This is a genomic window from Solibacillus sp. R5-41, from assembly GCF_002736105.1.
In the GTDB taxonomy this organism is placed as follows: Bacteria; Bacillota; Bacilli; order Bacillales_A; family Planococcaceae; genus Solibacillus.
In genome coordinates this window covers 4,220,336-4,247,313 of record NZ_CP024123.1, presented here as the reverse complement: position 1 = coordinate 4,247,313, position 26,978 = coordinate 4,220,336, and the positions used below count along the sequence as shown (strand labels likewise).

The 26,978-nt window shown below is 37.1% G+C and carries 25 protein-coding genes and 1 riboswitch; of the genes, 21 read left to right on the top strand and 4 right to left on the bottom strand.

The annotated features are described in order from the left end of the window. Positions 1–259 precede the first annotated feature (259 nt). Complete coding sequence (locus tag CSE16_RS21035) at positions 260–913, top strand: SIMPL domain-containing protein (RefSeq protein ID WP_099425668.1); 654 nt, start codon at positions 260–262, stop codon at positions 911–913. Between the two features lie 422 nt (positions 914–1,335). Here the strand turns inward: CSE16_RS21035 and CSE16_RS21995 are convergent, their stop codons facing one another. Together CSE16_RS21995 and CSE16_RS21030 are read right to left on the bottom strand one after the other, a co-directional pair. Further along, on the bottom strand, positions 1,336–1,611 hold the full coding sequence (locus CSE16_RS21995; protein WP_253896132.1) for a 3D domain-containing protein: 276 nt from the start codon (positions 1,609–1,611) through the stop codon (positions 1,336–1,338). Beyond that, a complete protein-coding gene (locus tag CSE16_RS21030) occupies positions 1,611–2,393 on the bottom strand; it encodes a LysM peptidoglycan-binding domain-containing protein (protein WP_253896131.1) in 783 nt (260 codons plus the stop codon). The genes CSE16_RS21995 and CSE16_RS21030 overlap by 1 nt, the downstream gene beginning before the upstream one ends. Before the next feature lie 1,294 nt (positions 2,394–3,687). On the opposite strand from CSE16_RS21030, the gene CSE16_RS21025 reads away from it, so the two are divergent. The 11 genes from CSE16_RS21025 to CSE16_RS20975 all read left to right on the top strand — a co-directional run bounded on the left by CSE16_RS21025 (position 3,688) and on the right by CSE16_RS20975 (position 16,033). Beyond that, positions 3,688–4,806, top strand: a complete 1,119-nt coding sequence (locus tag CSE16_RS21025) for an ABC transporter substrate-binding protein (RefSeq protein ID WP_157764874.1) — start codon at positions 3,688–3,690, stop codon at positions 4,804–4,806. Positions 4,807–4,818: 12 nt separating this feature from the next. Beyond that, a complete protein-coding gene (locus tag CSE16_RS21020) occupies positions 4,819–5,832 on the top strand; it encodes a FecCD family ABC transporter permease (RefSeq protein WP_099425666.1) in 1,014 nt (337 codons plus the stop codon). Continuing rightward, entirely contained in the window at positions 5,825–6,616 is a 792-nt protein-coding gene (locus tag CSE16_RS21015; RefSeq protein ID WP_099425665.1) for an ABC transporter ATP-binding protein, read from the top strand. The genes CSE16_RS21020 and CSE16_RS21015 overlap by 8 nt, the downstream gene beginning before the upstream one ends. Positions 6,617–6,634: 18 nt before the next feature. Then, positions 6,635–7,945 carry a hypothetical protein gene (locus CSE16_RS21010; RefSeq protein WP_099425664.1) on the top strand — a complete coding sequence of 437 codons (1,311 nt, stop codon included), beginning with the start codon at positions 6,635–6,637 and terminating at the stop codon, positions 7,943–7,945. Positions 7,946–7,963: 18 nt separating this feature from the next. Further along, positions 7,964–9,271 (top strand): hypothetical protein, encoded by a 1,308-nt coding sequence (locus CSE16_RS21005; RefSeq protein WP_099425663.1) that lies wholly within the window; start codon positions 7,964–7,966, stop codon positions 9,269–9,271. Positions 9,272–9,414: 143 nt separating this feature from the next. Then, a complete protein-coding gene (locus CSE16_RS21000) occupies positions 9,415–10,401 on the top strand; it encodes a DMT family transporter (RefSeq protein WP_099425662.1) in 987 nt (328 codons plus the stop codon). 220 nt (positions 10,402–10,621) lie between these two features. Then, positions 10,622–10,668: riboswitch (PreQ1 riboswitch) on the top strand. A gap of 125 nt (positions 10,669–10,793) precedes the next feature. Further along, the gene (gene queF / locus CSE16_RS20995) at positions 10,794–11,294 is read left to right on the top strand and encodes a preQ(1) synthase (RefSeq protein WP_099425661.1); all 501 of its coding nucleotides are present in this window, start codon (positions 10,794–10,796) and stop codon (positions 11,292–11,294) included. Between the two features lie 144 nt (positions 11,295–11,438). Continuing rightward, the gene (gene queC, locus CSE16_RS20990) at positions 11,439–12,110 is read left to right on the top strand and encodes a 7-cyano-7-deazaguanine synthase QueC (protein WP_099425660.1); all 672 of its coding nucleotides are present in this window, start codon (positions 11,439–11,441) and stop codon (positions 12,108–12,110) included. Positions 12,111–12,158: 48 nt separating this feature from the next. After that, positions 12,159–12,698, top strand: coding sequence for a VUT family protein (locus tag CSE16_RS20985; protein WP_099425659.1), 540 nt, complete (start codon positions 12,159–12,161; stop codon positions 12,696–12,698). 355 nt (positions 12,699–13,053) lie between these two features. Then, complete coding sequence (locus CSE16_RS20980; protein WP_099425658.1) at positions 13,054–13,938, top strand: DMT family transporter; 885 nt, start codon at positions 13,054–13,056, stop codon at positions 13,936–13,938. A 664-nt stretch (positions 13,939–14,602) separates the two neighbouring features. Beyond that, a complete protein-coding gene (locus CSE16_RS20975; protein WP_099425657.1) occupies positions 14,603–16,033 on the top strand; it encodes an alanine/glycine:cation symporter family protein in 1,431 nt (476 codons plus the stop codon). 189 nt (positions 16,034–16,222) lie between these two features. Here CSE16_RS20975 and CSE16_RS20970 read toward each other — a convergent pair whose 3' ends face one another. Further along, positions 16,223–17,077, bottom strand: a complete 855-nt coding sequence (locus tag CSE16_RS20970; protein WP_099425656.1) for a 5'-methylthioadenosine/S-adenosylhomocysteine nucleosidase — start codon at positions 17,075–17,077, stop codon at positions 16,223–16,225. A 571-nt stretch (positions 17,078–17,648) separates the two neighbouring features. On the opposite strand from CSE16_RS20970, the gene CSE16_RS20965 reads away from it, so the two are divergent. The 6 genes from CSE16_RS20965 to CSE16_RS20940 all read left to right on the top strand — a co-directional run bounded on the left by CSE16_RS20965 (position 17,649) and on the right by CSE16_RS20940 (position 23,469). Next, a complete protein-coding gene (locus CSE16_RS20965; protein ID WP_099425655.1) occupies positions 17,649–18,389 on the top strand; it encodes a MerR family transcriptional regulator in 741 nt (246 codons plus the stop codon). Beyond that, on the top strand, positions 18,382–20,091 hold the full coding sequence (locus CSE16_RS20960) for an ABC transporter ATP-binding protein (RefSeq protein ID WP_099425654.1): 1,710 nt from the start codon (positions 18,382–18,384) through the stop codon (positions 20,089–20,091). Before CSE16_RS20965 ends, CSE16_RS20960 begins: the two co-directional genes overlap by 8 nt. A 51-nt stretch (positions 20,092–20,142) precedes the next feature. Then, positions 20,143–20,703, top strand: a complete 561-nt coding sequence (locus tag CSE16_RS20955; RefSeq protein WP_099425653.1) for a GNAT family N-acetyltransferase — start codon at positions 20,143–20,145, stop codon at positions 20,701–20,703. 263 nt (positions 20,704–20,966) lie between these two features. Continuing rightward, a complete protein-coding gene (pdxS, locus tag CSE16_RS20950; RefSeq protein ID WP_099425652.1) occupies positions 20,967–21,854 on the top strand; it encodes a pyridoxal 5'-phosphate synthase lyase subunit PdxS in 888 nt (295 codons plus the stop codon). Between the two features lie 213 nt (positions 21,855–22,067). Beyond that, on the top strand, positions 22,068–23,264 hold the full coding sequence (locus CSE16_RS20945) for a class I SAM-dependent rRNA methyltransferase (RefSeq protein WP_099425651.1): 1,197 nt from the start codon (positions 22,068–22,070) through the stop codon (positions 23,262–23,264). A gap of 13 nt (positions 23,265–23,277) precedes the next feature. After that, entirely contained in the window at positions 23,278–23,469 is a 192-nt protein-coding gene (locus CSE16_RS20940; protein ID WP_099425650.1) for a hypothetical protein, read from the top strand. 77 nt (positions 23,470–23,546) lie between these two features. Here the strand turns inward: CSE16_RS20940 and CSE16_RS20935 are convergent, their stop codons facing one another. Then, positions 23,547–23,873, bottom strand: a complete 327-nt coding sequence (locus CSE16_RS20935; RefSeq protein ID WP_099425649.1) for a BRCT domain-containing protein — start codon at positions 23,871–23,873, stop codon at positions 23,547–23,549. Between the two features lie 170 nt (positions 23,874–24,043). Between CSE16_RS20935 and CSE16_RS20930 the strand changes: the two genes are divergently transcribed. The 3 genes from CSE16_RS20930 to CSE16_RS20920 all read left to right on the top strand — a co-directional run bounded on the left by CSE16_RS20930 (position 24,044) and on the right by CSE16_RS20920 (position 26,812). Then, positions 24,044–24,946 carry an ADP-ribosylglycohydrolase family protein gene (locus CSE16_RS20930; RefSeq protein WP_099425648.1) on the top strand — a complete coding sequence of 301 codons (903 nt, stop codon included), beginning with the start codon at positions 24,044–24,046 and terminating at the stop codon, positions 24,944–24,946. Positions 24,947–25,090: 144 nt separating this feature from the next. After that, the gene (locus CSE16_RS20925; RefSeq protein ID WP_099425647.1) at positions 25,091–25,588 is read left to right on the top strand and encodes an LURP-one-related/scramblase family protein; all 498 of its coding nucleotides are present in this window, start codon (positions 25,091–25,093) and stop codon (positions 25,586–25,588) included. Between the two features lie 141 nt (positions 25,589–25,729). After that, positions 25,730–26,812, top strand: coding sequence for a helix-turn-helix transcriptional regulator (locus tag CSE16_RS20920; protein ID WP_099425646.1), 1,083 nt, complete (start codon positions 25,730–25,732; stop codon positions 26,810–26,812). The last annotated feature ends 166 nt before the right edge of the window (positions 26,813–26,978 follow it).

The following is a 26,978-nucleotide window of genomic DNA, read 5'->3' as shown; positions in this document are numbered from 1 at the left end:
AATATAAAAATTTGAACGCAACGTTATGTCTGATTACTATGATTAATGTACTTATTATATTTTAGAAAATAATCTTCTTTACCATCCTTTAAGGCACATGAATTATTTGCCCATTCTAAATTTCGGGGCATTTAAAAATGTAAGGTGTGGAGATTTGGTTAATTAACAAGCCCAGTAAAAAAGGAATAACTGATACGAACGATTACATAGACAAAGCGCATAGTATATTGAATAACAATTACACGAAAGGCGGAATCCGTTGTATCATCCACAAATTTGGTTTCACCCATTCTCCGTTTCACGTGAAATAACCGTGACAGGGAATGGAGAAATTGATGCACAGCCCGATTATGTCCAAATTCAGATTGAAGTGCGCACAGAAGGAAAAGATGTCAGTCTAGCTCAGCAAGAAAATGCCATCATCATGAATCGCGTTATTGAGTCAATTGTGGCGTTAAATATTCCAAGAGAGGCAATCCAAACAACTGTTTATACGATTTCCCCAAACTACGATTATATTGAGGGAAGACAGATATTTAGGGGCTTTGAGGTACAAAATGCGATTACTGTTAAAATAACGGATATTAGTCAAGCTGGTATGGTTATTGATACAGCTATACAAAATGGGGCAAATCATGTTTCAGCTATTCAGTTTAAAATAGAAAATTCGGATGCCTACTATCAAAAGGCCCTTAATTTAGCACTTGTTAATGCAATAGCGAAAGCCAAATCCATGGCTGAAACGATGTATGTACCCTTACAACCTATACCAGTCGAAATTATTGAAGAGAGCCATAATGTCACACCAGTTCCGTATAAGTCGGTTCAATTGAGTAATCAGGAATTTATGACGCCTATTGAGCAGGGGAGAATTCCTATTACTGCCTCTGTTCGAGTGAAATTTCGATTTTAATGGTGCACATTCTAAACTACCCCCCCTCTGTCCATGATTTGGTAGAGGGGAGTTTGTTAATAATTATTTTCCGTATAAATGAATGAAGCTTTTATCATCCATAATTATAAGCGAGCGGAGTGGCAGGGCATTAACTTGTGTTACGGAGAAAGGTACCATAAGAAGGGACTGTTTATGCGAATAACCATTTAGAACGTTGATTTGACAGCATTTTAAATGTTTTTTCATTATGAGACAAAAAAGAAAAAATCTGAGAATCAATAGACATTTTGAAAAAAGAGAGAAGATTACAAACCTATTGGAAGGCATAAAAAAATAAGCAAAAAAGAACCAAATGTGGTTCTTTTTTGCTTATTATAAGGATTCAAATTACCTTTTTGTACATATATAGAAATCCTAAGGATAGGCTGGTCATAGATATGTTAGTTTAATATTGTTACCTTTAATTGTTTTACCCCAAAATTGATTGCATCCTGTTGAGAAGGAATAAAGACATCGATTCGATTCCCTTTAATTGCTCCGCCAGTATCCCCTGCGATCGCTTCACCATAGCCTTCTACATAAACTTTACTGCCAAGTGGAATAACAGTTGGGTCAACTGAGATGACCTTTGCATTTGGGTTTGCTTTCAGGTTTATTCCAGTAGAGGTAATACCAGAACATCCCTCACATGAAGCCGTATAGGCTGAAGCTTTCACTATAATTTCCTTTGAAGCTGATTACTTGTTGATGGAGCAGTTGCTTCAGGTGTACTATCCATCGAAGCTGAATTACTTGTTGATGGAGCAGTTGCTTCAGGTGTACTATCCATCGAAGCTGAATTACTTGTTGATGGAGCAGTTACTTCAGGTGTACTATCCATCGAAGCTGAATTACTTGTTGATGGAGCAGTTGCTTCAGGTGTACTATCCATCGAAGCTGAATTACTTGTTGATGGAGTAGTTGCTTTAGGTGTACTATCCATCGAAGCTGAATTACTTGTTGATGGAGTAGTTGCTTTAGGTGTACTATCCATTGAAGCTGAATTACTTGTTGATGGAGTAGTTGCTGAAGTTGTAGTTTCCTTTGATTTATGTGCTGCAGGCATCATTGGTTTTTCAGTTACAACCGTATTACTAGTTTTCAAACCATCCCAGATGAATAGATTTAAACCTGGATGAATGAGATCAGTATGTAATTGGTTCCATTCTTTAATTTGCGAAACTGTTACTTGATGATCTAGGGCTATGTCCCATAATGTATCACCTTGCTTAACGGTATATTGTTTTTGCTGTGCAATGGTTAGGACATCCCCAGGGTGAATAAGGTCGGTAGTAAGATGATTCAACGTTTGGATATTTTCTACAGATGTATTATTTGCGCGAGATAGATCCCAAAGGGTATCTCCTTTTTGTACAGTAATCGTTGCAGCTTGAACATTAGCACTTAAAGTTACCGAGAGCATTGCAACGGGAACAATTGATATAATTTTTTTAAGCATTCATTTATCCTCCATATTCTTGGTTGCTAATTTAAAATAATCGTAACATAGATTTTTCTGAGAAAAAGAACAAGTAGGTGTTAATTCGTTTACGACTATGGCATTTATATTGCAATAATATTTCTAGAGCCGCTTTTAAAGAAGAAATCCAGTTTATTCCGTTTTAAGCACATCTTCTATTTATTTTAGTAAAATTTTATAATAGGAAGCTGTTGTTTGTAATGGTGGTAAATCGGTACCAAAATACATTTGTCTTAGGTGTGACTAATTCACTTAACTATGCGATCAGGCAAGCATTTCAGGAGGATTATAACTGTGTCCTTAACCGCGCTAGCTCACAAAAAGGAAAACTAATAAAATGGACCAGAAAAAAGACGACTAAGTTAAAGTGAAATCTTTAGTCCAGACTTCAAAATGAAAACCTCATTTAGATCCATCACGGTGAACCGTATCATAAGTAAGTGCGGTTTTTTAGAAGAGGCTGGGACAAAACCTTAAATTTTAAGAAAGAGGAGCAAAGGCCACGCCTCGGAAAGCGTCCGTCGTAGCGGACTTCAACTCTTACAGCAAAAAAGTGTTAGATCGACATCAGTCAATCTAACACTTTTTCTCTTTTGTCCCAGCCTCGTTGCAAGTGAACGGAACGGGCGCAACAAGCGGCGTCGTGAAGAACGTAGCGCTGACAGTAGGAGCGAACTGGTCGTTTCCGTAATTTCGAGTGTAGATAAAGTGGATACAGTGCTAACCGGGGATACGGTAAAAGTGGTGAAAATTAAGCGGGCAATCTAGACTCCCTAACGGCAACTACAAACTTCCTGCTACGGAAGTATTGTTCGATTAATTATCCAAACAGCTTGGAGCGTGATGGAAAGTATTACACTGTCGTCAATAGCATGACGAACAGCGCGTACTCGCTAATTTGGCACCCGGTGACACTCGCGGACGTGGATGGACATTGGTCTAACGACTTGGCGTAACGGTTCGTGGTCAATGGCATCAATGCAATGGAATGCTGGTTAGCAGCTATATCTGGAAATATTTGCCTATTTTAAGCTTCGAAAATAGAGTTAAAGATGCTTCTAGGTATTCATTGGTAAAATGTGTGAGATTGACTATCATTCTCAATGATGATAAGATTTTTTTGTTTATAAGGGAAGAGAATGAAGTAACCGAAGAATGCGGAATAAGATTATGTGCCCCTTTTATGATCGGATTTATCGGATTGGCCATGGGGTTGCGATCGTATGGGGATTATTTTTGCAGAACAAAAAAACTATTAGGAGTAGTGACAAACATGATTAAATCAAAATTTTTAATGGGTAGTACAGTAGGTATTATGGCATTAGGTTTAGTTGGCTGCCAAGCCTCTGATAACAGCCAAAAGGAAAAGGAAAGTGCAAAAGTTGTTAGTGAACCTGTAACTATCGTTGATGGTAGAGATAAAGAAGTTGTTCTTGAGAATGGATATGCTGAAAACTTCGTGCTATTTCCAGCCGAGGGATCTGAAATGCTTTCTATTACACAATCCGCTAAACCATACTTAGGCATGGTAAAAAATGATCAAGAGAATAATATTAAAGGCGATGTCGTTGCAAAAAAATATCCGAAAATTCTAGATGTGAATTCTGACATCATGCATGGTGATTGGTCAAAGCCAAATGTTGAAAGTATTTTAAATTTGGCCCCTGATGTTGTTTATCAATGGAATTTTGGAGAAGAAGGAATTAAACCTCTAGAAGATGCTGGCATTGATGTTGTAGCTGTAAACTGGGGTACGTATGCTGACGATATTGAAAGATATACGTTATACGGTGAAGCTCTAGGAAAGCAAGATCGAGTAGATGAGGTATTTGCACACCATGAGAAATCTAAACAAGCCGTTCTTAAAGTAACTGAAAGCCTAACAGAAGATGAGCAACAAAATCATGTATTTATAGGCAATGTAGCTGAAAATAAAATTACAACATGGGGAACAGAACTCCCTCACACTGCAGTACATAAGGTAGATAACCTTACCTATACAGTTGGAAAATTTGATACACCAGATGCTGAAATCAATGTAGAAACCTTACTAGAATGGGATCCTGATATGATCGTTATTGGCGATTTCCTAAAAGATATCACTCCCGAATATTTCTATAACCATCCTGTTCTTAAAAACCTGACAGCTGTTAAAGAAAAAAGAGTGTACAAAGCCCCTACAGCATCTCAACTAGATAATCCAGGAATTACTTGGTATTTCTATGCTTTCTTAGCGACTCCAGAGAAGTTCAAGGATTTTAGTATGCGCGAACAGGTTCGTGAAGATTATAAATTGTTGTACAATATCGATGTAACTGAGGAAGAAATTGATCAAATTCTAAATGTTGAAGCGAACAAAAATAGCAAATACTTCGACATGTTTATGCAATAAGGAGATGTTTTGATGGCAACAGCAAGACAGAGGAAGCTTAGGACCTTTTACGTATTATCCTCTCTTTCCTTAATTATTTTAATGGTGGCAGCGATTTGTATCGGAAGATACACAATCGCCCCGCTAGATGTTTTCCATTCAATCTTTAACCCAGATTCAATTTCAGACCCGAAGCTTTCAGTAGTCGTACACGAAATTAGAATACCCCGCGTACTGTTAGCGGTGGTTGTAGGGGCTGGTATTGCTGTTGCTGGGGCTGCTTTGCAGGCTACATTTGGTAATCCGCTCGTAAGTGAGCATATTTTGGGCGTATCATCGGGAGCAAGCTTCGGTGCAGCTATTGGCATAATAACAATTGGAACAACGCTTGGCACGCAGTTTTTGGCCATACTCTTTGCGTTTGCAGGGATGTACCTCACATATAGCATCGCAAAAAGACGTGGGCGTCTCACTGTGCTTATGCTCGTTCTTTCAGGAATTATTACTAGCGCATTATTCGACTCTGGCGTCTCCATACTAAAGTTTATGGCCGATTCCAAAAATGAACTTCCTGCTATCACCTTTTGGCTTATGGGCTCACTTGCTGGACCTTCGAAGGAAACCATTATTAGAACAATGCCTAGTATTTTGATTTCTTTATTTGTCCTCTATAAATACAGATGGCATCTAAATCTTCTTTCACTAGATGAAGATGAAGCGATTTCGTTGGGCGTAAATGTAAAAAAAATGCGTGTTATTATCATATTCTTCACAACAGTCATTGTGGCGTCAATTGTATCTATTGCTGGCATTATTAGTTTTGTTGGGCTAATTGTACCGCATTTTACACGGATGATCGTCGGAACAGACAATAAACATTTAGTGCCAGCAGCTATGATTATGGGCGCTATATTTATGCTAATTACAGATACACTCGCAAGATCCCTAACAGCAGCAGAAATTCCATTATCTATTATAAGCTCGCTTCTCGGTGTACCATTCTTTATTTATCTTCTTAGAAGAACAGGAGGTGTGTGGGATGATTAGAGTTGAAAATCTTAACTTTCAATATCCCAACTCAGAAAGACAGATATTTAAAGATTTATCCTTTAACGTAAAAAAGGGTGAAACATTAGCCATCTTAGGAGCAAATGGGATTGGTAAGACAACCTTTGTAAAATGCTTATTAGGATTTTTAGAATACAAATCAGGAAATATTTTAATAAATGATAAATCTGTTAAACAAATGTCTGCAAGTGAGTATTGGAAACTAGTAGCCTATGTGCCACAATCTAAAAAATCGGCGTTTGGATTTACTGGGCTTGAAATGACTGTTATGGGTTTATCTCCTCATGTGAGAATGGGCAGGCTTCCTAAAAAAGAGGATTACGAGAGAGCCTATGAACAATTAAGAAGGCTAGGTATTGAGCATCTAAGTGAACAAAATTGTAATAAGATGAGTGGCGGTGAGCTACAAATGGTTTTAATTGCAAGAGCCCTTATCAAGAATCCTAAAATACTCATAATGGACGAACCAGAATCCCATCTTGACTTGAGAAACCAACTAAAAATATTGAATATTGTCGAAGAGTTAAATCAGCAAGGGGAATATTCTATTATTATAAATACACATTTCCCACATCATGCCTTTCGTATAGCAAACTCGACTTTGCTTTTAGGTAAAGATGGGTATATTTTCGATGAAACTGAAAAAGTAGTGAATACCGATAATTTACGAAATTATTTTGGTATTAATTCTGAAATATTATCGTATGAACAAGCAGAGAAATCCTATTCAACAATATTGCCAATAGATTTGCATAAATTTTAACGATGAAAAGGTGTAAAAATGAAAAAAATCGCTTATGTTACAACAGGAACAAGTGCGCAGTTAATCAGCTATTGGGATTACGCTCATTACATGGATCAATTAATTTATGCTGATGACCTTCCTAATTTTAATCTAGCAGAATTCGATGCAGTTATTGTTTCTTGTCATTGTCATAGTGACCGCATACTGCCACACAAAAAACAACTTAACGAATATGTTAGAAATGGTGGCTTTCTTTTAATTTTTGCACTTAACAATGTTGATAAGCTTTTAGATGTTGTAGATATAGAGTGGGTCGATTCAAAAATCAAGGATTGGTTATGGTGGACTAAGCCAGATGGTAAAATAGAGCTATATGTTCCGGATAATATAAATCATTCCTTTTTTGAATATGTAAAGCCTGAGAATTTACGTTGGCACTGGCATGGATCATTCAAAGGAAATCATAACGGTACTACATTGCTCGCGATAGAAGATACTGATGAGTCTGTTATCGTTGATTTTGACGATTTAGAAGGTGGTGGTAGAGTGTTTATCACAACACTAGACCCTCATAGTCATAATGGTCAACGATTTATGCCAGCAGCTATGAAACTACTTCAAGAATTTTACCCATGGATTCATAATGAGCTTGGTATTGATAGGAATAAGATTAATCCGTTTAAAGTGGCTTATTTGCAAACAACATCGTTTGACTCTGAGAATACGCCTTCATATTTAGCGAAGACCTTTGAAGGCACAGGCGGACAAATCGAATACTATGGCGTTCGTCCTATTCCGGATGAGGTTTGGGACTGTGATATCATCTATTACCCTGGTCTGGGTGACAATATCTATATGCAGCGATACTCGGATAGAATGATGGAATATATCAAGAATGGTGGACAATTTATATTAAATATAGAAGTAGCTATATGCTGGCTGCCATTTTTAAAGCCATTCCAAACGGTGCCTCCAACTCCTTATACGAATCTCAAGGTAAGAATAGAAAATGATCCATTTGAATTTTTTAAGAATATGCCAGATGACTTTGATGGGTGGAGCGGCATAATAGGGCAGTATTCAAGAGGATTTACGCGATTACCTGAAAATGCTATAGGTCTCACATCCATAGGGGCTGACAATGCAAATTACTCAGCAGATTATTTATGGCAATATCCTACGTTAGATGGAAGTGGCGGAAAGGTATTCGTGCATAACGGTGATAATATGGTGCGATATCCTGATCACGGCGAGCATAAAGAATGCCTTGTTCGTGATATTTGTGTAGGTCTTATGAAATATCGCAAAGCAGTTGTGCCTTTTGCTGGGGTGCAAGTTAAAGAATGAAACTATTAGGAGACAAAGATGAAAAAAATAGCTTATGTTACAACAGGAACAAGTGCACAGCTAATCAGCTATTGGGATTTTGCTCATCACATGGATCAATTCATATATGTGGAGGACCTGTCTAACTATAACTTGGATGAATTTGGTGCAGTCATTATTTCTTGTCATAGTCACAGTGACCGCATTCTGCTTCATAAAAAACAGCTTAATGATTATGTTAGAAATGGCGGATTTCTACTCATCTTTGCACTTGATAAAGCGGATCAGCTATTAGACGTTGTAGATATAGAGTGGGTTGATTGTAACACTAAGGATTGGTTATGGTGGACGAAACCAGAGCGTAAAATAGAACTATATGTTCCCGATCATGAAAGCCACTCCTTTTTTGAATATGGGAAGCCTGAGCATTTACATTGGCACTGGCATGGTGCATACAAGGGAAATCATAACGGGACTACATTGCTTGCGATAGAAGATACTCATGATTCCGTTGTCATTGATTTTAATGATTTAGAAGGCGGGGGTAGAGTTTTTATCACAACACTTGATCCTCATAGTCATAACGGTCAACGATTTATGCCAACAACAACTAAATTCCTTCACGGGTTTTATCCATGGCTTAATAACGATCTTGGAATTGATCGAAATCAGATACAACCGTTTAAAGTGGCTTATTTACAAACAACCGGGATAGATTCTGTGGATACACCCTCGTATTTAGCAAAAACATTTGAAGGTACAAGCGGACAAATCGAATACTATGGTATTCGTCCTATTCCAGATGAAGCTTGGGACTGTGATATCATCTATATCCCTGGTCATTGCGATCAAATATATTTGCAACAATATTCGGATAGAATAATGGATTATGTTAAAAATGGCGGACAACTCATATTAAATATAGAGGTTGCTGTTTGCGTGCTTCCAATTTTAAAACCATCCCAAACGGTACCACCTGCTCCCTTTACGAATCTCAAGATAAGAGTAGAGAATGATCCATTTGAATTTTTCAAGAATATGCCAGAAGATTTTGATGGCTGGGAAGGGATACTCGGGACGTATGCAAGAGGATTTACTTCATTGCCTGAACATGCTATAGGTCTCACATCCATAGGGGCTGAACATGCAAAATATTGGGCCGATTATATATGGCAGTATCCTACAATAGATGGAAGTGGCGGGAAGGTACTTGTGCATAATGGTGGCGATTTGATACGATATCCTGATCACGGCGAGCATAAAGAATGCCTACTTCGCGATATTTGTGTTGGTCTTATGAAATACCGCAGAGCCGTAGTGCCTTTTGCTGGGGTACAAGCACCTTAGTGAAATGTTCCCAGAAATGTGTCCTTATATTTCAGAGACGATCGCTTCCCTAAATTCAACAGGGGATCGGTCGTTTATCTTTTTATGTGAAGTGAAAGAGTTATATTATCGTACTATAAGTAATCATTGAGGTGTCTGTTGGAATGTCTTCAGAGAAATTTTTCAAGCATCCTTTGGGAGTTATGTTCGCTGCAACATTAGCGTCATTACTGTGGGGGAGCGCTTTTCCATATATTAAACTTAGCTATGACGAACTGGAGATTGGCAAAGAAAATTGGTCCGAGCAGCTTTTGTTTGCAGGCTACCGCTTCGTCCTTGCCGCGCTGCTCATCCTATTGTTCATGAAATTAATACGTAGGAAGGTTGGATATCAGCGAGGGACGTTGCTCAAGGTCAGCAAAATTGGGCTTTTTCAAACCTTTCTTCAGTATGCCTTTTTTTATTACGGCATGAGTATGATCACAGGTATCCAAGGTGCGATTATCGCGGGGACGACCTCGTTTTTTCAGATATTGATTGCACATTTTATGTATAGAAACGACCGTGTTAATTTGAGAAAGATCATTGGTATTGCACTAGGCTTCGGGGGAGTAATTTTGGCTAACGTGACGAAAGGAGAGATGTCCCTTCATATGGGTGTTGGGGAAATCTGCTTGCTGCTTGGCTTGTTTTTCGGCGCGTTTGGTAATGTTCTTTCCAAAAACGAAGCGAAGGAGTTGGATGTCCTATACATGACGAGCTGGCAGATGTTGCTTGGCGGAAGCGCCTTGTTAGCTGTCGGTGCGTCTTTTGCAGGGCCTTTTCCGTTTGCGTTCACTTGGAATGCGATGCTGATGCTGTTCTATTTGGCGTTTCTGTCTGCCACAGGCTTTGTACTTTGGAATAATATTATGAAATACAACAAGGTCGGAAGCGTTTCGATGTATTTGTTCTTGACGCCGGTGTTTGGTGTGGTATTGTCAGCGTTGATGTTAGGTGAAGTTGTGCATCTAATGGTACTTGCAGCGCTGGGCTTGGTTGTATCGGGCATTGTGATCGTCAACCAACAGAAAAAGAACGCGACACATCCTTCAAGGAAATGGTTTAGTAGGCGTGCTGGATATCGACAGTCCCGTGATGAATCGATTTGATGCGATAGATCAGCAGGGGTGTGTGAGTTACTCCATCACAGCCGAACTTCTGTCACAGGGTCGACTAATAGTTCTCTCAAAAAATTTGCCTTATAGATGATACGTTGAACCTTATCATAAGTAGGTGCGATTATTGTAAGAGAGTAATTCATTTATATTGGGATTTGACATCTATCCCCATGTAGTGTATTGTCTTTTTAGATAAAATACCTGGAAATTCTCAGGAGAGGTTCATAGCTGATACCCTCTATAAAAAACTATGGATACATGACAAATACGCCATGTCCATAATTGGACATGGCTTTTTTTGATTCAATCCTGTAAGTTGTATAGAAAATGACAGCGCCTCTCCTTGAAAAGATTCGGTATTACTTTTCAAGGAGGTTTTTTTTATGACTGGCCGCAAGCCTACTGAAGGATTAAATGATTTAACACTATTAGGGAATCAGAATACACAATATGCAACTGACTATGCACCTGAGGTATTAGAGTCAGTAGAAAGTTTGCATTCGAATCGTGATTATTTCGTGAAATTTAATTGTCCGGAGTTTACGAGTTTATGCCCAATTACAGGACAACCGGATTTTGCAACAATTTATATTTCATACATTCCAGAGAAAAAGTTAGTTGAAAGTAAATCATTAAAGCTTTACTTATTTAGCTTTAGAAACCATGGTGATTTCCACGAAGATTGCGTGAATATTATTATGAATGATTTAATCAAGCTACTAGATCCAAGATATATTGAGGTTTGGGGAAAATTCACGCCACGTGGTGGTATCTCGATTGATCCATGGTGCAACTATGGAAGACCAGAAACAAAATACGAAGAAATCGCAAATTACCGTTTAATGAATCATGATTTGAATCCAGAAAAGATTGATAATCGATAAAAGGTATTTGCCCGTTAATGCGAGATGAATTGAATAGATCCTTGTTGGCAAGGAAGAGGTTATTAGCGACCCTCTTAAAAAAACTAAGATGAAAACAGCACCTCTCTTAGCGTGCTGTTTTTTCTTGATTAAGGAGATTTTAATATGATTCAGGATAAAGCACTTGTTGTATTTAGTGGAGGACAAGATAGTACTACTTGTTTATTTTGGGCAATTGAACATTTTGCGCAAGTTGAGGTCGTGACTTTTGATTATGGTCAAAGGCATCGTCTTGAAATTGAATGTGCTAAAGAAATCGCAAATGAAATAGGTATCAATCATCATATTCTTGATATGTCCCTGCTGAATCAACTTACTTCGAATGCTTTAACACGTGAAGAAATAAAGATTGAAGAAAATAGTGATGGGCTACCTTCGACTTTTGTTCCTGGGCGTAATCTACTTTTTCTTTCATTTGCTGGTGTTTTAGCAAGTCAAATAGGAGCAAAGCATATAGTGACAGGCGTTTGTGAAACCGATTTTAGCGGCTATCCCGATTGTCGTGACATTTTTATCAAATCATTGAATGTAACATTAAATTTATCAATGGACCGTACCTTTGTCATTCATACACCATTGATGTGGATTAACAAAGCACAAACATGGGAGTTAGCAGATCAACTTGGCGTATTAGAGTTTGTGAGAGAAAGAACACTAACTTGCTATAACGGTATAATTGCAAATGGTTGTGGTGAATGTCCGGCTTGTAAGTTACGAAAAAAAGGGCTTGAGGATTATATAAACGCTAAAAGTAAATTTCACGATGAGAATATATAAGTGTTGCTAAGCTTTTACAGAGCTAGTGGTATTTAAAGGAGGAAAATTATGAGAGTATTATTCTATTTATTGTCGATTGTAATTGCAAACGTGGTAACAGCAAGATTTGCACCGTTAGAGTTTGGAATGTTTATCGTTCCTATGGGGACACTTTTTGTTGGAGCAACCTTCATTTTTCGAGATCTTGTGCAAAATAAGTATGGTCGAGCAAAAACATATATTTTTATTTTCTTAGCGTTACTCTTATCTGGAGTAGTTTCGTTTTCACTTGGGGATACTTTGATGATTGTTGCAGCATCTGCAATATCGTTTGTCATTGCTGAAACAGCTGATACGGAAATCTATACACGCTTGAAGCTACCAATGGTTTGGAGAGTTTTCTACAGCGGAATTGTTGGCGGTCTTCTTGATTCTGTTATTTTTGTCATCGTTGGATTAAGCCCACTTGGAGCAGGATTTATACCGTGGGAAGCTGTACCGGCCGCTATTGTAGGCCAAGTAGTTGTGAAGACAGTCATTCAATTGCTAGGTGCTTTAATTTTAAAACAAGGATTGGCAATAAAAGAGAAGCGTCTAACGGGAGTATAAGTAAGAAGCTTTGCCATCTAGATATGGTACATTTCCCTAGTTACACTAAATGCTAGAGAAAAATAATGGCTATATTAAAACGAATCGCACTTAGTGTTGTTACGGTGAACCGTACCATAAGTAGATGGAGTTCCCTTAAATATATGTGAAATAATAATTACAAATTGGTTTGTCCTTGAATTAAGTTTTTACTGACATCAAAAAAGCCAGATTATTAACCTACTTTGTTTTAACCCTTTAAACCTGGTTCAACCTACATCTTAATAAGTGAACACATCAAATAAAAATGTATACTAAAAATCCTAGTAAGTATAGAATGGGACAGTTAGCATTTGGTGTAGGAAGGGTGATAAATATGTTAAAAGCATATGCTTGGCTAACTGTTTGTGTAATGGTATGGGGAAGCAATTTTGTATTTGGGAAGATGTTAGTTCAAGACTTTTCTCCAACACTATTAACAATGCTTAGACTTTTGTTTATTGTACTATTTTTACTTGGCATAGCTGTATACAAAAAACATTTTAAACGATTGAAAAAATCGGATTTACTCATAGTTTTCTTACTAGGGGTTATTGGTGTTTTTATTAACCAGTGGTCTTTTTTTGTCGGTTTACAAACTGCTGATCCAACGACGTCTGCATTAATTTTAGCAACTACTCCTATTTTAACGGGTGTATTAGCTGCCATCTTTTTAAAAGAAACATTAACAATCCGTATGTTGATGGGGTCTATTGTAGCGGTTTTTGGTATTTATTTTGTTGTTGCAAAAGGGGATATATCTTCTTTGCATATTGATAAAGGTCTATTTTGGATTGTTCTAACGATGATAACTTTCGCCATTATGATTATTATGACGAGACTACTTTCTCATAGAATCGATCCACTGACCATTACTTTATATTCTAATGTTGTAGGTTTAATTGTGTCGATTCCTTTTGTATTTACACTAGACAAGCCTTTACAAATAAGCACGAAGATGTCAGATTGGTTATTTCTAATTGGAACGGCTGTTGTTGTTCATGGTATCGCAACATTAATTTGGAATCAAAACATTAGACATGTGGATGCTTCAAAGGCTTCTATATTATCGAATTTAGAGCCTTTTGTCGCCATGGTAATGGGATTGATCTTGCTATTCAAACCAATAACCGGAGCAGAAATCTTAGGCTCACTATGTATTGTCGGAGGAGTAGTGCTATCTACGTATCAACGAAAAAAGTTAAATAGCCAGTCCAATTAACAAGACCTACATTATAAATAATTTTAAAATATCCCGAATATGGGAAGAACTTTGATATCAGTTTAGATTATTAATGAACCACATTTAGATAAACCACGGAGAACGTGATCACAAGTAAGTGAGGTTAACTGACTCTAAATAGATAGCCATCGTTCGCAAAACTTGTTGTTGCGAATCCAATCGATACTAGTAAAAGAAAAAATAAACTAACAAGGTTTTTTTTAAAAGGTTTACATATAAACGTTTTATGCTATATTATAATAATAATTTTCAGAAAATAAAAGAAACTTATCATAAATATATACAATTTAGTTTTATTAGGTGAAGAAGGCTAAGCTCTAAGTGAGATGAACCGAAGTGCGGATAAATATGTTAATATAATAATTAGCGTGTTATAATAATTTTTGTTGTAATTTTTTAATGCTTTGTTTAAACGGTAGTTGGATAGTCTTCATTAGCATATTAAGTTATAAAACTATCTAGTTATAATGTGAATGCAGAGAAGAAAATAGCAAAAATCAGAGATATCTTGTTTTGTGGATGTTTTAAAAGAGGGTACTTGTATTGAAACTGGTTAGTTTTAAAAAGGTACTCTATTTTTATTTTCAATTTTGTATTCCTATGGGGTGAACAGGGGATACTCTTAAATAAAGGAAGTGAATCTATGGATTGGTTTGGCAGTATATTGGCAGAAGTAAACACATTGTTATATTCATATGTATTAATTATATTGTTAGTGGGAACGGGTGTATTTTTTACCTTTAAAACAAAGTTTATGCAATTTAGATTAATCCCAGAAATGTTTAAACTAATTACAGAAGCAGCGCCAAAAGATAAGTCAGGTAAAAAAGGTATATCTTCCTTTCAGGCATTTACAATATCTGCTGCTTCTCGTATTGGAACGGGTAATATAGCGGGTGTTGCGACGGCAATTGCTCTTGGTGGTCCTGGTGCGATATTTTGGATGTGGATGATTGCGCTAATTGGAGCGGCATCTGCACTAATTGAAAGTACATTAGCACAAGTTTATAAAGTGAAAGACAAAAGTACTGGATTGTTCCGTGGTGGCCCTGCCTATTATATGGAACAGGGATTAAATAAACGGTGGATGGGTATTCTTTTTGCCGTAGTTATTACAATTACTTACGGTTTTATTTTTAATGCAGTACAGGCAAATACGATTTCCATTGCTTTTGAAGATAGCTTTGGTACTAATCGAGTTGTTGTAGGTTTAATAATGGCTGCCTTAACAGGAATTATTGTCTTTGGTGGATTAAAGAGAATTGTAAGTTTTACTCAAGTAGTTGTTCCAGTTATGGCAATTTTGTATATTGGACTTGCGCTTATTGTTGTAATCTTAAATATTTCTGAACTTCCGAATGTATTTCTTCTAATTATTAAATCTGCTTTTGGATTGGAAGAAGCCTTTGCGGGAATGTTAGGGGCAGCAATAATGAATGGGATTAAACGTGGTTTATTCTCCAATGAAGCAGGGATAGGTTCTGCACCTAATGCTGCAGCAACAGCGGCTGTTTCTCACCCAGTAAAGCAAGGCTTGATTCAAGCACTAGGTGTATTTATTGATACATTAGTAGTTTGTACAGCAACTGCTGCTATTGTATTATTAGGTGATGCATATCTTCAATCTGACGCAACTTCTGTCAATTTAACTCAAGCCTCTTTAGTTGGAAATTTAGGTGACTGGGCAGGGATTTTCTTAGCAGTAATTGTATTTATGTTTGCTTTTAGTACGGTTATCGGTAATTACTATTATGGTGAATCGAATATTAGTTTTATTAAAGAGTCAAAGATGGGCTTATTAGTATTCCGTATATTTGTCGTACTTTTTGTTATGTTTGGTTCAATTGCAAAGGTACAAGTTGTATGGGATTTAGCGGATTTATTTATGGGTATTATGGCAATCATAAATTTAATTGCTATTCTGCAACTGTGGAAAGTGGCCAAACCAGTTATTAACGATTACTTAATCCAACGTAAGCAAGGCAAAGATCCAGTTTTCTATAAGAAAAACGTACCTAATATTGGCGAAGTTGAATGTTGGGGAGAAGATGAAGAATTAGAAAAAAACCGTTAAATTAAAGAGAGTGCCCAAGCTTTTGGGGCACTCTCTTTTTAGTATACCAAGCATATTTATTTCATCACTTATAGAGGTGGGGTTTTCCGTTGAATGAAGATAAACGATAACTTCCTATATAAAGGACACAACACACTGCTATGAATAGGAGGTGTGTTATGTCTGTTTATGGTTTTGTTTGATTTGGGTCTATTTTGCAATTTCCTTTACAACTTCGATTGTAAATTCTGCACCGTAATGACCGGCCTTCTCTAAGTCTTCAATATTGTCATCTGTTACTTCAGAGTTAGAAATTGTTCGTAATGAAAGGAATGGAACATCTAGTAAATGAGTAACTTGAGCAACAGCAAATGCTTCCATTTCTTCACCGCTAGTTCCAAAGTTCTCGTGGAACCAATTGATGCGATCAATTTCTCGATTCCACCAGTCACCACTTCCGATAACTCCCTCTACAACTTGCCCATGTTTATATTTATCAGCTACATTTTTCGCGGCTTCAACAAGCTCAGGATCACTTGGTAATGATGAATAGTTTTGTGTCTCTCCATTTTTATCCTTAAGCTCTGTTGCCATATGAATCCAGTTTTCTGGTTTCATCCCTTGCCCATCTTCCACACGATCAGAGCGGAAGCTTCCGATATTAATTACTTCTGTAGCAATTACTGTATCGAATACGTGAATATCTGGATCATGTCCTCCAGCTGTTCCTTGATTGATTACTACTTTAGGATTATATTTTTCAATTAATAAAGTTGTTGATGCCGCTGCATTAACCATTCCCACTTCTGTTTGGGATACTACAACCGGAATACCTTCAATTTCCCCTATATAAAAGGAGAAATTACCGTGTTTCTCCTCTTTATAATCGCCCATTGCCTTTAAAAACTCTGAAACTTCAACATCCATTGCTCCTTGAACTGCAATTGGTTGTTCCTTTGTCTGTTGCTTGTCTAATTCAGTTGACTTTCCTTCATTGGATGAACATCCCGCTAACAATAAAAGTAAGATAGCAATGTTCGTAAATAACTTAAAATTCCTGTTCATTATTTCGTTTTCCTCCGAGACATATAGTCAAACACGAATATTAAAAGTGTTTGGCAGTTTAATAGTTTGCATTTAGGAGTATACTATATTAGAAAAACTTTAACAAGGGAGAATAACGAATTTAGCTTATTGAAGTGAATTAACAAAGGAATTATTGCTTCGGAAGAATGATTAGGAGCGGTTAAAAAATTACTAATGTCGCTAAGAGGCATTGGAGCATGGTCAACAGATTAAGTTATAATGAAATGCCTCCATTATACTTTTTCCTTACCAATTATTGATGTCGGTCTACATAATGCATTAAAGAATGTATTAGCGCTTGGGCATAAATCGACTCTAGAGGAAATTGAAGAATTAGCTTCGAATTGGAACGGTTGGAAGGCAAATGCTACATATTAATTGTGTAGTTCGTTATATGAGGACAATTCCGAATATACACATAAGAGAATCTTGCGACGATTAAATATTCATCTCCCACTGAAGGCTAACAAGTCTTTTCTGTGGGATTTCTTTTTTCTCTTGCATCTAACGTAACGTAAGATTTTATAATGGAGCAAAGGGAGTGGATTTTATGTTTTCGATTGGGCAATTTGCGAAGAAAACAGGATTAACAGTTCGAGCTTTACGATTTTACTCAGATAAAGGGTTGCTTGAACCATGCTACATATCAGAAGCAGGGCATCGTTATTATAATGACGAAAGTATTGTAAAGGTGCAAAAAATAATGACATTAAAATATTTGGATTACTCACTTGAAGATATAGAGGTGTTATTTTCAAAAGGAGAAATAGGGTTAATTGAATCGTTGAAGTTTCAGCGCAACCAGTTAGAGAAAAAAAGAAAGCAACTTGATAATGTCATTGTTAATTTAGATCAGGCCATTGCAATTGGAGAGCGCAGTGAGACGATTGAACCCACGTTATTTTTGTCGGTCATTCATAATTTGCTGAAGGAAGATGAACAGAAGGAATATTTGAATCAGTATTTGCCGAAAGCGCTTGTTAATAAACTTTATAATTATTTTGGAATGAATTTAATTGAGATGAACCATCAATATATTTTGCTTACACATCAACTTAAGAAAGCTTTCGTGGAACCAATTCCAGATAAGTATTTACAGTCTTTAATTGAACAGTATGTCATGCTCATCCCGCAAGAACTCGCTAAGGAAATAGCAGAAGCACTAATGGAATATGAGCTGCTAGAGATGGATGAGTGGTTATTTCCATCACCATTTACCCAAGATGAAGAGGCATGGTTCCTAGAGCAAGCAATGCGTTTAGGATTATATGGAGGTTACGATGATGAATAGCTCTTTTAAGGGAATTTGGCGGCTTGTGCAAAATAGTAAGCTTTCGAAAAGACTTATGATAGGGACGTTGCTACTAAGTATTTTTGAAACATTAATTGGGCTAGGTGTCCCGCTTATTACAATGCGTATGATTAATGATTTTTCAACGATAGGTTTTTCACTGCAAGCCATCTTGCTGGTTGGATTATTTCTTATTTTTCAAGCGGTACTGGGTGGCGTTACATTTTATATGATGCGTAAGTTAGGAGAGCGCATTGTAGCTAATTTACGTAGTACAGTGTGGGGGCATGTGCTACGTTTAAAGGTGCCTTATTTTGATGAGCATGAATCTGGGGAGACAATGAGCCGTATTACACAGGATACGAATGTAATTAAAGCACTCATTACAGATCATTTTATCAGCTTTGTATCAGGCTTATTTGCGATTGTCGGTGCGGTTGTCATTTTAATATGGATTGATTGGAAGATGACGTTACTAATGTTGGTGGCAGTGCCATTAGCAATTGGCGTCTCACTGCCACTCGGTCAACGCATGCATAAAATTGCAAAGGTAAATCAAGATGAGCTGGCAAAGTTTAGCGGACATTTAGGGCGTGTACTGACGAATATTCGTCTTGTTAAAACGGCGCAAACAGAAAGCTTTGAGCAACAAAATGGAGAACAAAAGATACAAAAATTATATTTATTTGGTCTGAAGGAAGCGCGTATTTTGGCAGTGTTATCACCAATAATGACGCTGATAATGATGATTGTGTTGATATTGTTATTTGGTTATGGTGGTGCAAAAGTAGCGACAGGTGCCATTTCAGCTGGAGAACTTGTCGCAATCATGATATACCTCGTGCAGATTATTATTCCGTTTACACAAATGGCGACATTTTTTACAGCCTTACAAAAGGCAATGGGCGCAACCGAGCGCGTGCAGGAAATTTTACAGCAACCGATTGAAGCAGGTGGTAATGCGGTCATAACAAAAAACAGTGCATCAATTGTGTTTGACCGAGTTGCTTTCGGTTACAATGATAAACCGCTTCTTGAGGAAGTATCGTTTGAAATCCCAATGGGCAAAACAACCGCTTTTGTAAGTGCGAGTGGTGGTGGGAAAACGACAATGTTTTCATTAATAGAGCGCTTTTACGATACGACAAGTGGAGAAATTCGTTTTGGGCAACAATCAATTGATCAAATGGATTTGGCAAAATGGCGCGGTTTGTTTGGATATGTAACACAGGAATCTCCTTTGATGAATGGGACGATTCGTGACAATGTAACGTATGGCAGTGGGCAAGTTTCAGAGGGAGAGATTGAGTCGGCGCTAAAAAACGCAAATGCATGGGAATTTGTGAAACAGTTGGAAAATGGATTGGCAACAGAGGTTGGTGAAGGTGGCATTAAGTTATCTGGTGGGCAGCGTCAGCGTATTGCCATTGCCCGCGCGTTGTTAAGGGATCCGGCCATTTTACTATTAGATGAAGCAACATCTAATTTAGATAATGATGCAGAACGAGAAGTACAAAAGGCACTAGAACAAGTGATGCAAGGGCGTACAACCGTAATTATTGCCCACCGATTGTCTACGATTATACATGCCGATCAAATTTTAGTGTTTGAAGACGGACGAGTGACCGGTGCTGGCACACATAGTGAATTGCTTCAAAAGCATGCCTATTATCAGCAATTGATTCAACTGATGATTCATTAATCGTTAATTAAATTATTTATTGTAAAACATTACTTTAAAGGTGTGATACGAATGGAACAAGAGTTTCCATTGCTTGAAACAGAGCGGTTAGTTTTAAGAGAAATAACAATAGAAGACGCGTCAAGTATTTTAAATTATTTATCGGATAAAGAAGTGATGAAATACTATGGATTAGAACCATTTCAATCTGTGAACGATGCGTTAGATGAAATATCATGGTACCAATCTATATTTAGTAATAAAACAGGAGTTCGTTGGGGAATAACAGTAAAGGATCAGCAGGAATTGGTAGGAAGCTGTGGCTTTTTAAACGTGGATGCGCAACATGCGAGAGCCGATATTGGTTTTGAACTAAATCAATCTTTTTGGGGACGGGGCATTGCAAGTGAAACACTTAAACCAATCATTACATACGGGTTTAAACAATTAAAGCTACAAAGAATACAAGCGCTAATCGAGCCTGCCAATATCGCATCTCAAAAATTAGTGGAAAGGCATGGATTTGTAAGAGAAGGTTTGTTAAGAAGTTATGAATATACTTGCGGGAAGTTTGATGATCTGTATATGTATTCTTTGCTAAAGCAAGATTTTGAAGCAATAACTAATAAATAAAATTTCTAATTCATATAAATGCTGCTCGAAAACTAATTTTGATTTAAGGTTTTCGGGCCTTTTTTAATGCATCTCATATTATATGAATACTCATTGTGTACCCGTATTGAGTAAGATATCTGCCGGGGGCTTAACTTCTCAACAAAGGTCATGTGAATATGACTGAAAAATCTGACCCTTCTATTTCTGTGTTAATTGGCTATTTTAAAAGGGTTAAATAAAGATATACTGAAGCTATACTAACCACAAGGAGATGTTGAGAAATGGATATTTTATTAGGGTCAGATGTAGTAAGTAAAGGAATGTCACTTATACAAAATGGTGGGGTCATTATGGATGTAATGAACGCAGAGCAAGCAAAAATTGCTGAAGCAGCAGGGGCAGTCGCTGTTATGGCATTGGAACGTGTGCCTTCTGATATTCGTGCGGCTGGTGGGGTAGCTCGTATGGCAGATCCACGAATTATGGAAGAAGTGATGAGCGCGGTTTCTATTCCGGTCATGGCAAAAGCTCGTATCGGTCATATCATTGAAGCACGTATGTTGGAGGCAATGGGGATAGATTTCATAGATGAAAGTGAAGTGTTAACACCTGCTGATGAGGAGTACCATTTATTAAAAAATAAATATAACGTACCATTTGTTTGTGGCTGTCGTGATTTAGGAGAGGCTGCGCGCCGAATTGGTGAAGGTGCAGCCATGCTAAGAACAAAAGGTGAGCCAGGTACAGGAAATATCGTCGAAGCAGTACGCCATATGCGAAAAGTAAATGCACAAGTACGTGCCGTTGTTGCGATGAATGATGATGAACTCATGACAGAGGCAAAAAATTTAGGAGCACCGTATGAAGTATTACTTGCAATTAAACAAGCAGGTCGTCTACCGGTTTCTAACTTTGCAGCTGGTGGCGTATCAACACCTGCAGATGCAGCATTGATGATGGAGTTAGGAGCAGATGGTGTATTTGTTGGTTCGGGTATTTTTAAGGCAGAAAACCCAGAAAAGTTTGCTACTGCAATCGTTCAAGCGACAACAAATTATCAAGATTATGAGCTGATTAATAGTGTTTCAAGAGGAATTGGATCCCCGATGAAAGGAATTGACATTCGCGGTTTAGCGCAACATGAACGAATGCAGGACCGCGGCTGGTAATAAAAAAGACAAGTTTATATTAAAAAAACTAATTAAAAGTGTAAATCAAAGCCGCCCGTTAGCTTTGGTTTACACTATTTTTGTGGAACAAAACAGACAGCTATTTTACCTACCCCATGTCAGTAATTATAAGTACGTTCAGTTGAATCAATTTCGCTTTTCCCTGTAAAACATGCCATAATAGATAGATTATGAAACAGTGAGGATGACTCGATGGAACAGATACGTGAATTATATGTAAAACCAAAATTTATTAAGCAGATGACGAATGGTTATCCGCTTATTTTAAAAGAAGCGATCGACATGCCAGAGGTGGCTATTGCAGAAGGAACTATAGTGCAATTACTCGACGCACAAGGCGGTTATATTGCGACAGGCTATTATGGTGAGCAAAATAAAGGCATTGGCTGGGTGCTATCACGCAAACAAAAAGAAGTGATTGATGTGCGCTTCTTTACGAAAAAGATTCGTGAAGCTGCTGAAAAGCGTGCAGACTTTTTTGCATCAGAAGACACGACTGCTTTCCGTGTATTTAACGGAGAAGGTGATGGTGTTGGTGGTTTAACAATAGATTTCTTCAATGGCTTCTATATGGCGAGTTGGTATAGTGAAGGAATTTATGCTTTCCGTGATGTTGTGTATGAGGCATTAAATAGTGCACTAAACACGCGCGGTATTTATGAAAAATTACGCTTCAATACAAACGGTCAATATGTAGATCAAGATGATTATGTGTCAGGTGAAAAAGGGGACTTCCCGTTAATCGTTCTAGAAAACGGCATGAACTTTGCGGTTGATTTAAACGATGGAGCGATGACGGGTATTTTCCTTGATCAACGTAATGTTCGTAAAGCACTACGCGATCAGTACGCAATGGACAAAACCGTGTTAAACACTTTCTCTTACACAGGTGCATTTTCAGTAGCAGCAGCGCTTGGTGGCGCATCGGGTACGACAAGTGTTGATTTAGCGAAGCGTAGCTTGTCAAAAACTATTGAACAATTTTCAGTGAATGAGATTGACTATGAATCACAAGATATTAAAGTCATGAATGTATTCGATTACTTTAGTTATGCAAAGCGTCATGATTTGAAGTTTGATGTCGTTGTGCTAGATCCACCGAGTTTTGCACGTACAAAGAAAATGACATTTAGTACAGCAAAGGATTATCCGAAGTTATTAACAGATGCACTTGCGATTACGAATGATCATGGTATCATTATCGCTTCAACGAATAATGCAAGCTTTGACATGAAAAAGTTTAAAACATTTATTGAACAAGCATTTAAAGACGCAAATACACAATACAAAATCGTAGAACAACATCAGTTACCAGAGGATTTTGTAGTACCACATAACTTCCCGGAATTTAACTATTTAAAAGTAGTGATAATTCAAGTCATAAACTAAAAGGACGAAATTGATGAAATATAATAAAACAATTATGTTAAAGCTAATTAATGAACACCGTGAGTTACATGATGAGTTAAAAAAACTAAAAGCCGAAATGGGATTAGAGAAAAATTTTGCAATAAAGGCATTGTACCATTCATTTGTTGCAAGCGATGGCCCGTATATTAAGGACTACCAAGACTTAGAACGTCTTTATAAATAAAATAACTATGCTTGGCCGATTCAGGAAATTGTGAATCGGCTTTTTTAATTTACAAAATTGCATGGCTCGTCTATCTACTATCCTTTTTCCATTGAAAGTAACCAAAGAAAATCATCCTCAACAAGAAATTGAAGGTCAAAGCCTAGGTGAATTAGTTTCTCCGCTTTTTGTTGTTTAGCGCTAATACCACGACGTTTATTTCCTATAATAACGAAATCTGTTTCTGTTGTAACAGCACCTTGTAAAAATCCTCCACAAAGGCGCACCCTTTTCGCAGCTTCTGAACGAGTCATTGTAGAGAGGGCCCCTGTAAAAACCAATTGCTTATTATAAAAGGGATGCCTTAAGGATTCATATGACTCCTTAAGATAGATGACTTCTGAGTTGTTGTTATTTTTATGCATACGGAATCTCCCTTATTTTCATTAACATTAAAGGTATTCCCATTATTACATTTTCAACTGACCATTGACAAAAGCATCGTATTGAAAGACTGACTTTGGTAAAATGTACATAATAAAAATAAATAGAATAATCAAAACAATATTTTGAGCAATGACTGGGGTGCGTACATATGAATAAACGAAAACGAGCATTATGGGGATTTATTATCGGTGATGCGTATGGTGTGCCGATGGAATTTATGGAACGAGATTCTTTTGAAATTCATGACATGATTGGCTATGGTTGCTGGGATGTACCGGCTGGAACATGGTCGGATGACAGTGCGATGACGCTTATTACGATGCAACATCTAATTGAAGATACATCCATTGCTGATTTAAAGCGCGCCTTTTGTAATTGGGTTTATCGTGGGCATTGGTCATACAATGATGAGCCCGCATTTGATGTTGGGATGACCATTGCAGAAGTCATTAATCGTTGGGAAACAAAGGGTCCTTTTGAAGCAGCAAAAGCGGATGAACAAAGCAATGGCAATGGTGCCCTTATGCGAATTCTCCCAGTTGCCTTTTATAGCTATGGTCGTGCAATAGAGGACCGTTATGTGAATGATTATGCGACGTTAACGCATGGACATATTCGCTCGACACTTTGTTGCTTTCATTATACATATATGGTGCATGCGTTAATGGATGATTTATCATTGGAGGCTAGCTTAGCACGTGCAAATGAACAATTACTTAGTAAATTGAATGATTATCCAGAGGAAAAGGTCCATTTTGAACGCATATTAAATATTACTACGTTATCACGAGAGGATATTCAAAGTAATGGATATGTCATTCATACACTTGAGGCGGTTTATTGGAGTTTGTTAAATAGTAAAAGCTACTATGATGCCATTTTCCAAGCAGTGCATTTAGGGAATGATACGGACACGATTGCTGCGATTACAGGTGGTCTAGCGGGTATTTATTATGAGGAGCTGAATATTCCAAACGACTGGATGGCACTCATTCCAAAGCAAGAAGAAATCGATCATCTCATTAATCGTTTTGTGAAGGTAATCTTTTAAATTCCTTCAGTAAAAGACTCTACTCTATATGTATTGAGATGAATGGAAATTAGAATAATCTGAATATTTATGTGTGTACATTTGTAAATATATAAATAGTAAATCAATAACGGCGATTTCTTTAAATTGAAGGAGGTGTATTTTATGAAGCAACTTTATATAAAACAAAAGGTATTCAGCCTTGGTGGTAAGTTTACGGTAAAGGATCAGCAGGAAAATGATCGATATTATGTAGAAGGCAGCTTTATGCAAATTCCAAAGACGTTTTCAATTTTAAATACTACTAGAGATGAAGTCGGACTCATTACGAAAAAAATATTTAGCTTATTACCGAAGTTTTTTGTGGAGGTAAATGGCCGAGAAATACTGACAATCCAAAAGGAACTTTCATTTTTTAAAGCACGTTATACGATTGACGCAGTAGGAATTGAAATAAATGGGAACTGGTGGGACATGAATTTCGAAGTGCTGCAGCATGGTAATGTGATCGGAAAGGTAAGCAAGGAATGGTTCACTTGGGGCGATAGCTATAAAGTGGACATATTAAATGATGAGATGGAAACAATAATTATTGCAATTGTTGTAGCCATTGATTGTGTAAAAGCAGACCAAGCAGCATCTTCTTCGGCTGCCTCGACGTAAAAACGGTTCTACTTTTAAATCTGTACGGGTGAAATCAATTGCCTGTACAGTTTTTTTGATGATAAAAAATACTTTTCACCACAACAATTATCAAAACACGGAAGCAAAGGTTCTCTATAATTTGATTGAGAGGTGAGGCAAATGAATAACTATGTACAGCAGATGGTTGACTGGATTGAGGAGAATTTAACAGGCGAATTTTCATTAGATAAATTGGCAAATGATTTAGGGTATTCTCCTTATTATTGCTCCTTTCGATTTCACCAAGCAACAGGAATAAGTATGAGACGCTATGTCCTTCTTAGAAGATTGTATTTATCAACAGCTGATTTAAGAAATAATCGCAAAGTTATTGATATTGCGTTTGATTACGGTTATTCCTCACAAGAAGCGTATAGTAGGGCCTTTAAAACTGTATTTGGGATAACGCCACGAGAATTCCAAATTAAGCGTTTACCTGTTCAATCATTTGAGAGGCTTTCAATTTATCAAAGTGGGGATGGAGATAAAATGGTTTTGAATCGAGAGCGAGAATTAAAAAAATTAAAAAATTTAAATCGTGAATTATTTGATAGAAACGTGTTAAATATTTTAAACGGCCAAATGATGTATGAAGAATTTAAAGAAAAAAAGCTGATGGGTGACTCAGATTGTGTGCCTTTTAATGAAGCAATGTGTGTTCATGTGACGACAAGACAAATATTTGATGAAGAATTTATTCGCATGAGGGCAGCTTGCCATCAAAGTTCTGTTGAAGAATACCAGAAAACAGTGATCCATTCAGTAAAACCGTTGCTTGAAAACGAGTATAAATATATTGTTTTATGGTTTGGTGAGGATGTATTTTGCCAGATGAATCTTCTTACATTGCTTGCCTACTTGGAGCAAAAAGGCTATAAAGGGCGCGTATTTTTCAATCAATTCCGTGATGATGAATTTAAGGTGAATCAAATGGAACTCGAATTAGGAAATTATACAATGATCTATGAGGATGTTTTAGTACATCATAAAAAAACATCCGTCGAGGTGTTACCAGTATTGTATCAAGCTATTCATTGGTTTTTAGAAATGCAAATGGAAAATAATGAGGTCATAAAATATATTAGAAATAATCAGCACGTACCGACACCGGAACTAGTGAAGCAATTATTCACTCTATTCCCGACATTAGGGTATGGCGACACACAATACATGGAGCACATTAATAAAGTGAAATTAAAATGATTAAATAAAATAGGAACTATTACTATCCAGTATTTTACTTCTATCAAAAAAATGATTTGAAGATATTCTTCCGATACAAAAAATGCTCACAATTGTTAGAGATTTCTTGAAATTAGTAACCTTTTCAATAGCTTAGTACTAAGCCAACTCGAATATATTTTAATCT

Coding starts and splice junctions, on each gene's coding strand:
- CSE16_RS20935 (WP_099425649.1), bottom strand. CDS start 23,873: ATGCATAAAAATAACAACAACTCAGAAGTCATCTATCTTAAGGAGTCA.
- CSE16_RS21020 (WP_099425666.1), top strand. CDS start 4,819: ATGGCAACAGCAAGACAGAGGAAGCTTAGGACCTTTTACGTATTATCC.
- CSE16_RS21025 (WP_157764874.1), top strand. CDS start 3,688: ATGATTAAATCAAAATTTTTAATGGGTAGTACAGTAGGTATTATGGCA.
- queC (WP_099425660.1), top strand. CDS start 11,439: ATGATTCAGGATAAAGCACTTGTTGTATTTAGTGGAGGACAAGATAGT.
- CSE16_RS20970 (WP_099425656.1), bottom strand. CDS start 17,077: ATGAACAGGAATTTTAAGTTATTTACGAACATTGCTATCTTACTTTTA.
- CSE16_RS20955 (WP_099425653.1), top strand. CDS start 20,143: ATGGAACAAGAGTTTCCATTGCTTGAAACAGAGCGGTTAGTTTTAAGA.
- CSE16_RS20965 (WP_099425655.1), top strand. CDS start 17,649: ATGTTTTCGATTGGGCAATTTGCGAAGAAAACAGGATTAACAGTTCGA.
- CSE16_RS20925 (WP_099425647.1), top strand. CDS start 25,091: ATGAAGCAACTTTATATAAAACAAAAGGTATTCAGCCTTGGTGGTAAG.
- queF (WP_099425661.1), top strand. CDS start 10,794: ATGACTGGCCGCAAGCCTACTGAAGGATTAAATGATTTAACACTATTA.
- CSE16_RS21005 (WP_099425663.1), top strand. CDS start 7,964: ATGAAAAAAATAGCTTATGTTACAACAGGAACAAGTGCACAGCTAATC.
- CSE16_RS21000 (WP_099425662.1), top strand. CDS start 9,415: ATGTCTTCAGAGAAATTTTTCAAGCATCCTTTGGGAGTTATGTTCGCT.
- pdxS (WP_099425652.1), top strand. CDS start 20,967: ATGGATATTTTATTAGGGTCAGATGTAGTAAGTAAAGGAATGTCACTT.
- CSE16_RS20985 (WP_099425659.1), top strand. CDS start 12,159: ATGAGAGTATTATTCTATTTATTGTCGATTGTAATTGCAAACGTGGTA.
- CSE16_RS21030 (WP_253896131.1), bottom strand. CDS start 2,393: ATGCTTAAAAAAATTATATCAATTGTTCCCGTTGCAATGCTCTCGGTA.
- CSE16_RS20945 (WP_099425651.1), top strand. CDS start 22,068: ATGGAACAGATACGTGAATTATATGTAAAACCAAAATTTATTAAGCAG.
- CSE16_RS20960 (WP_099425654.1), top strand. CDS start 18,382: ATGAATAGCTCTTTTAAGGGAATTTGGCGGCTTGTGCAAAATAGTAAG.
- CSE16_RS20930 (WP_099425648.1), top strand. CDS start 24,044: ATGAATAAACGAAAACGAGCATTATGGGGATTTATTATCGGTGATGCG.
- CSE16_RS20975 (WP_099425657.1), top strand. CDS start 14,603: ATGGATTGGTTTGGCAGTATATTGGCAGAAGTAAACACATTGTTATAT.
- CSE16_RS20940 (WP_099425650.1), top strand. CDS start 23,278: ATGAAATATAATAAAACAATTATGTTAAAGCTAATTAATGAACACCGT.
- CSE16_RS21015 (WP_099425665.1), top strand. CDS start 5,825: ATGATTAGAGTTGAAAATCTTAACTTTCAATATCCCAACTCAGAAAGA.
- CSE16_RS21010 (WP_099425664.1), top strand. CDS start 6,635: ATGAAAAAAATCGCTTATGTTACAACAGGAACAAGTGCGCAGTTAATC.
- CSE16_RS20920 (WP_099425646.1), top strand. CDS start 25,730: ATGAATAACTATGTACAGCAGATGGTTGACTGGATTGAGGAGAATTTA.
- CSE16_RS20980 (WP_099425658.1), top strand. CDS start 13,054: ATGTTAAAAGCATATGCTTGGCTAACTGTTTGTGTAATGGTATGGGGA.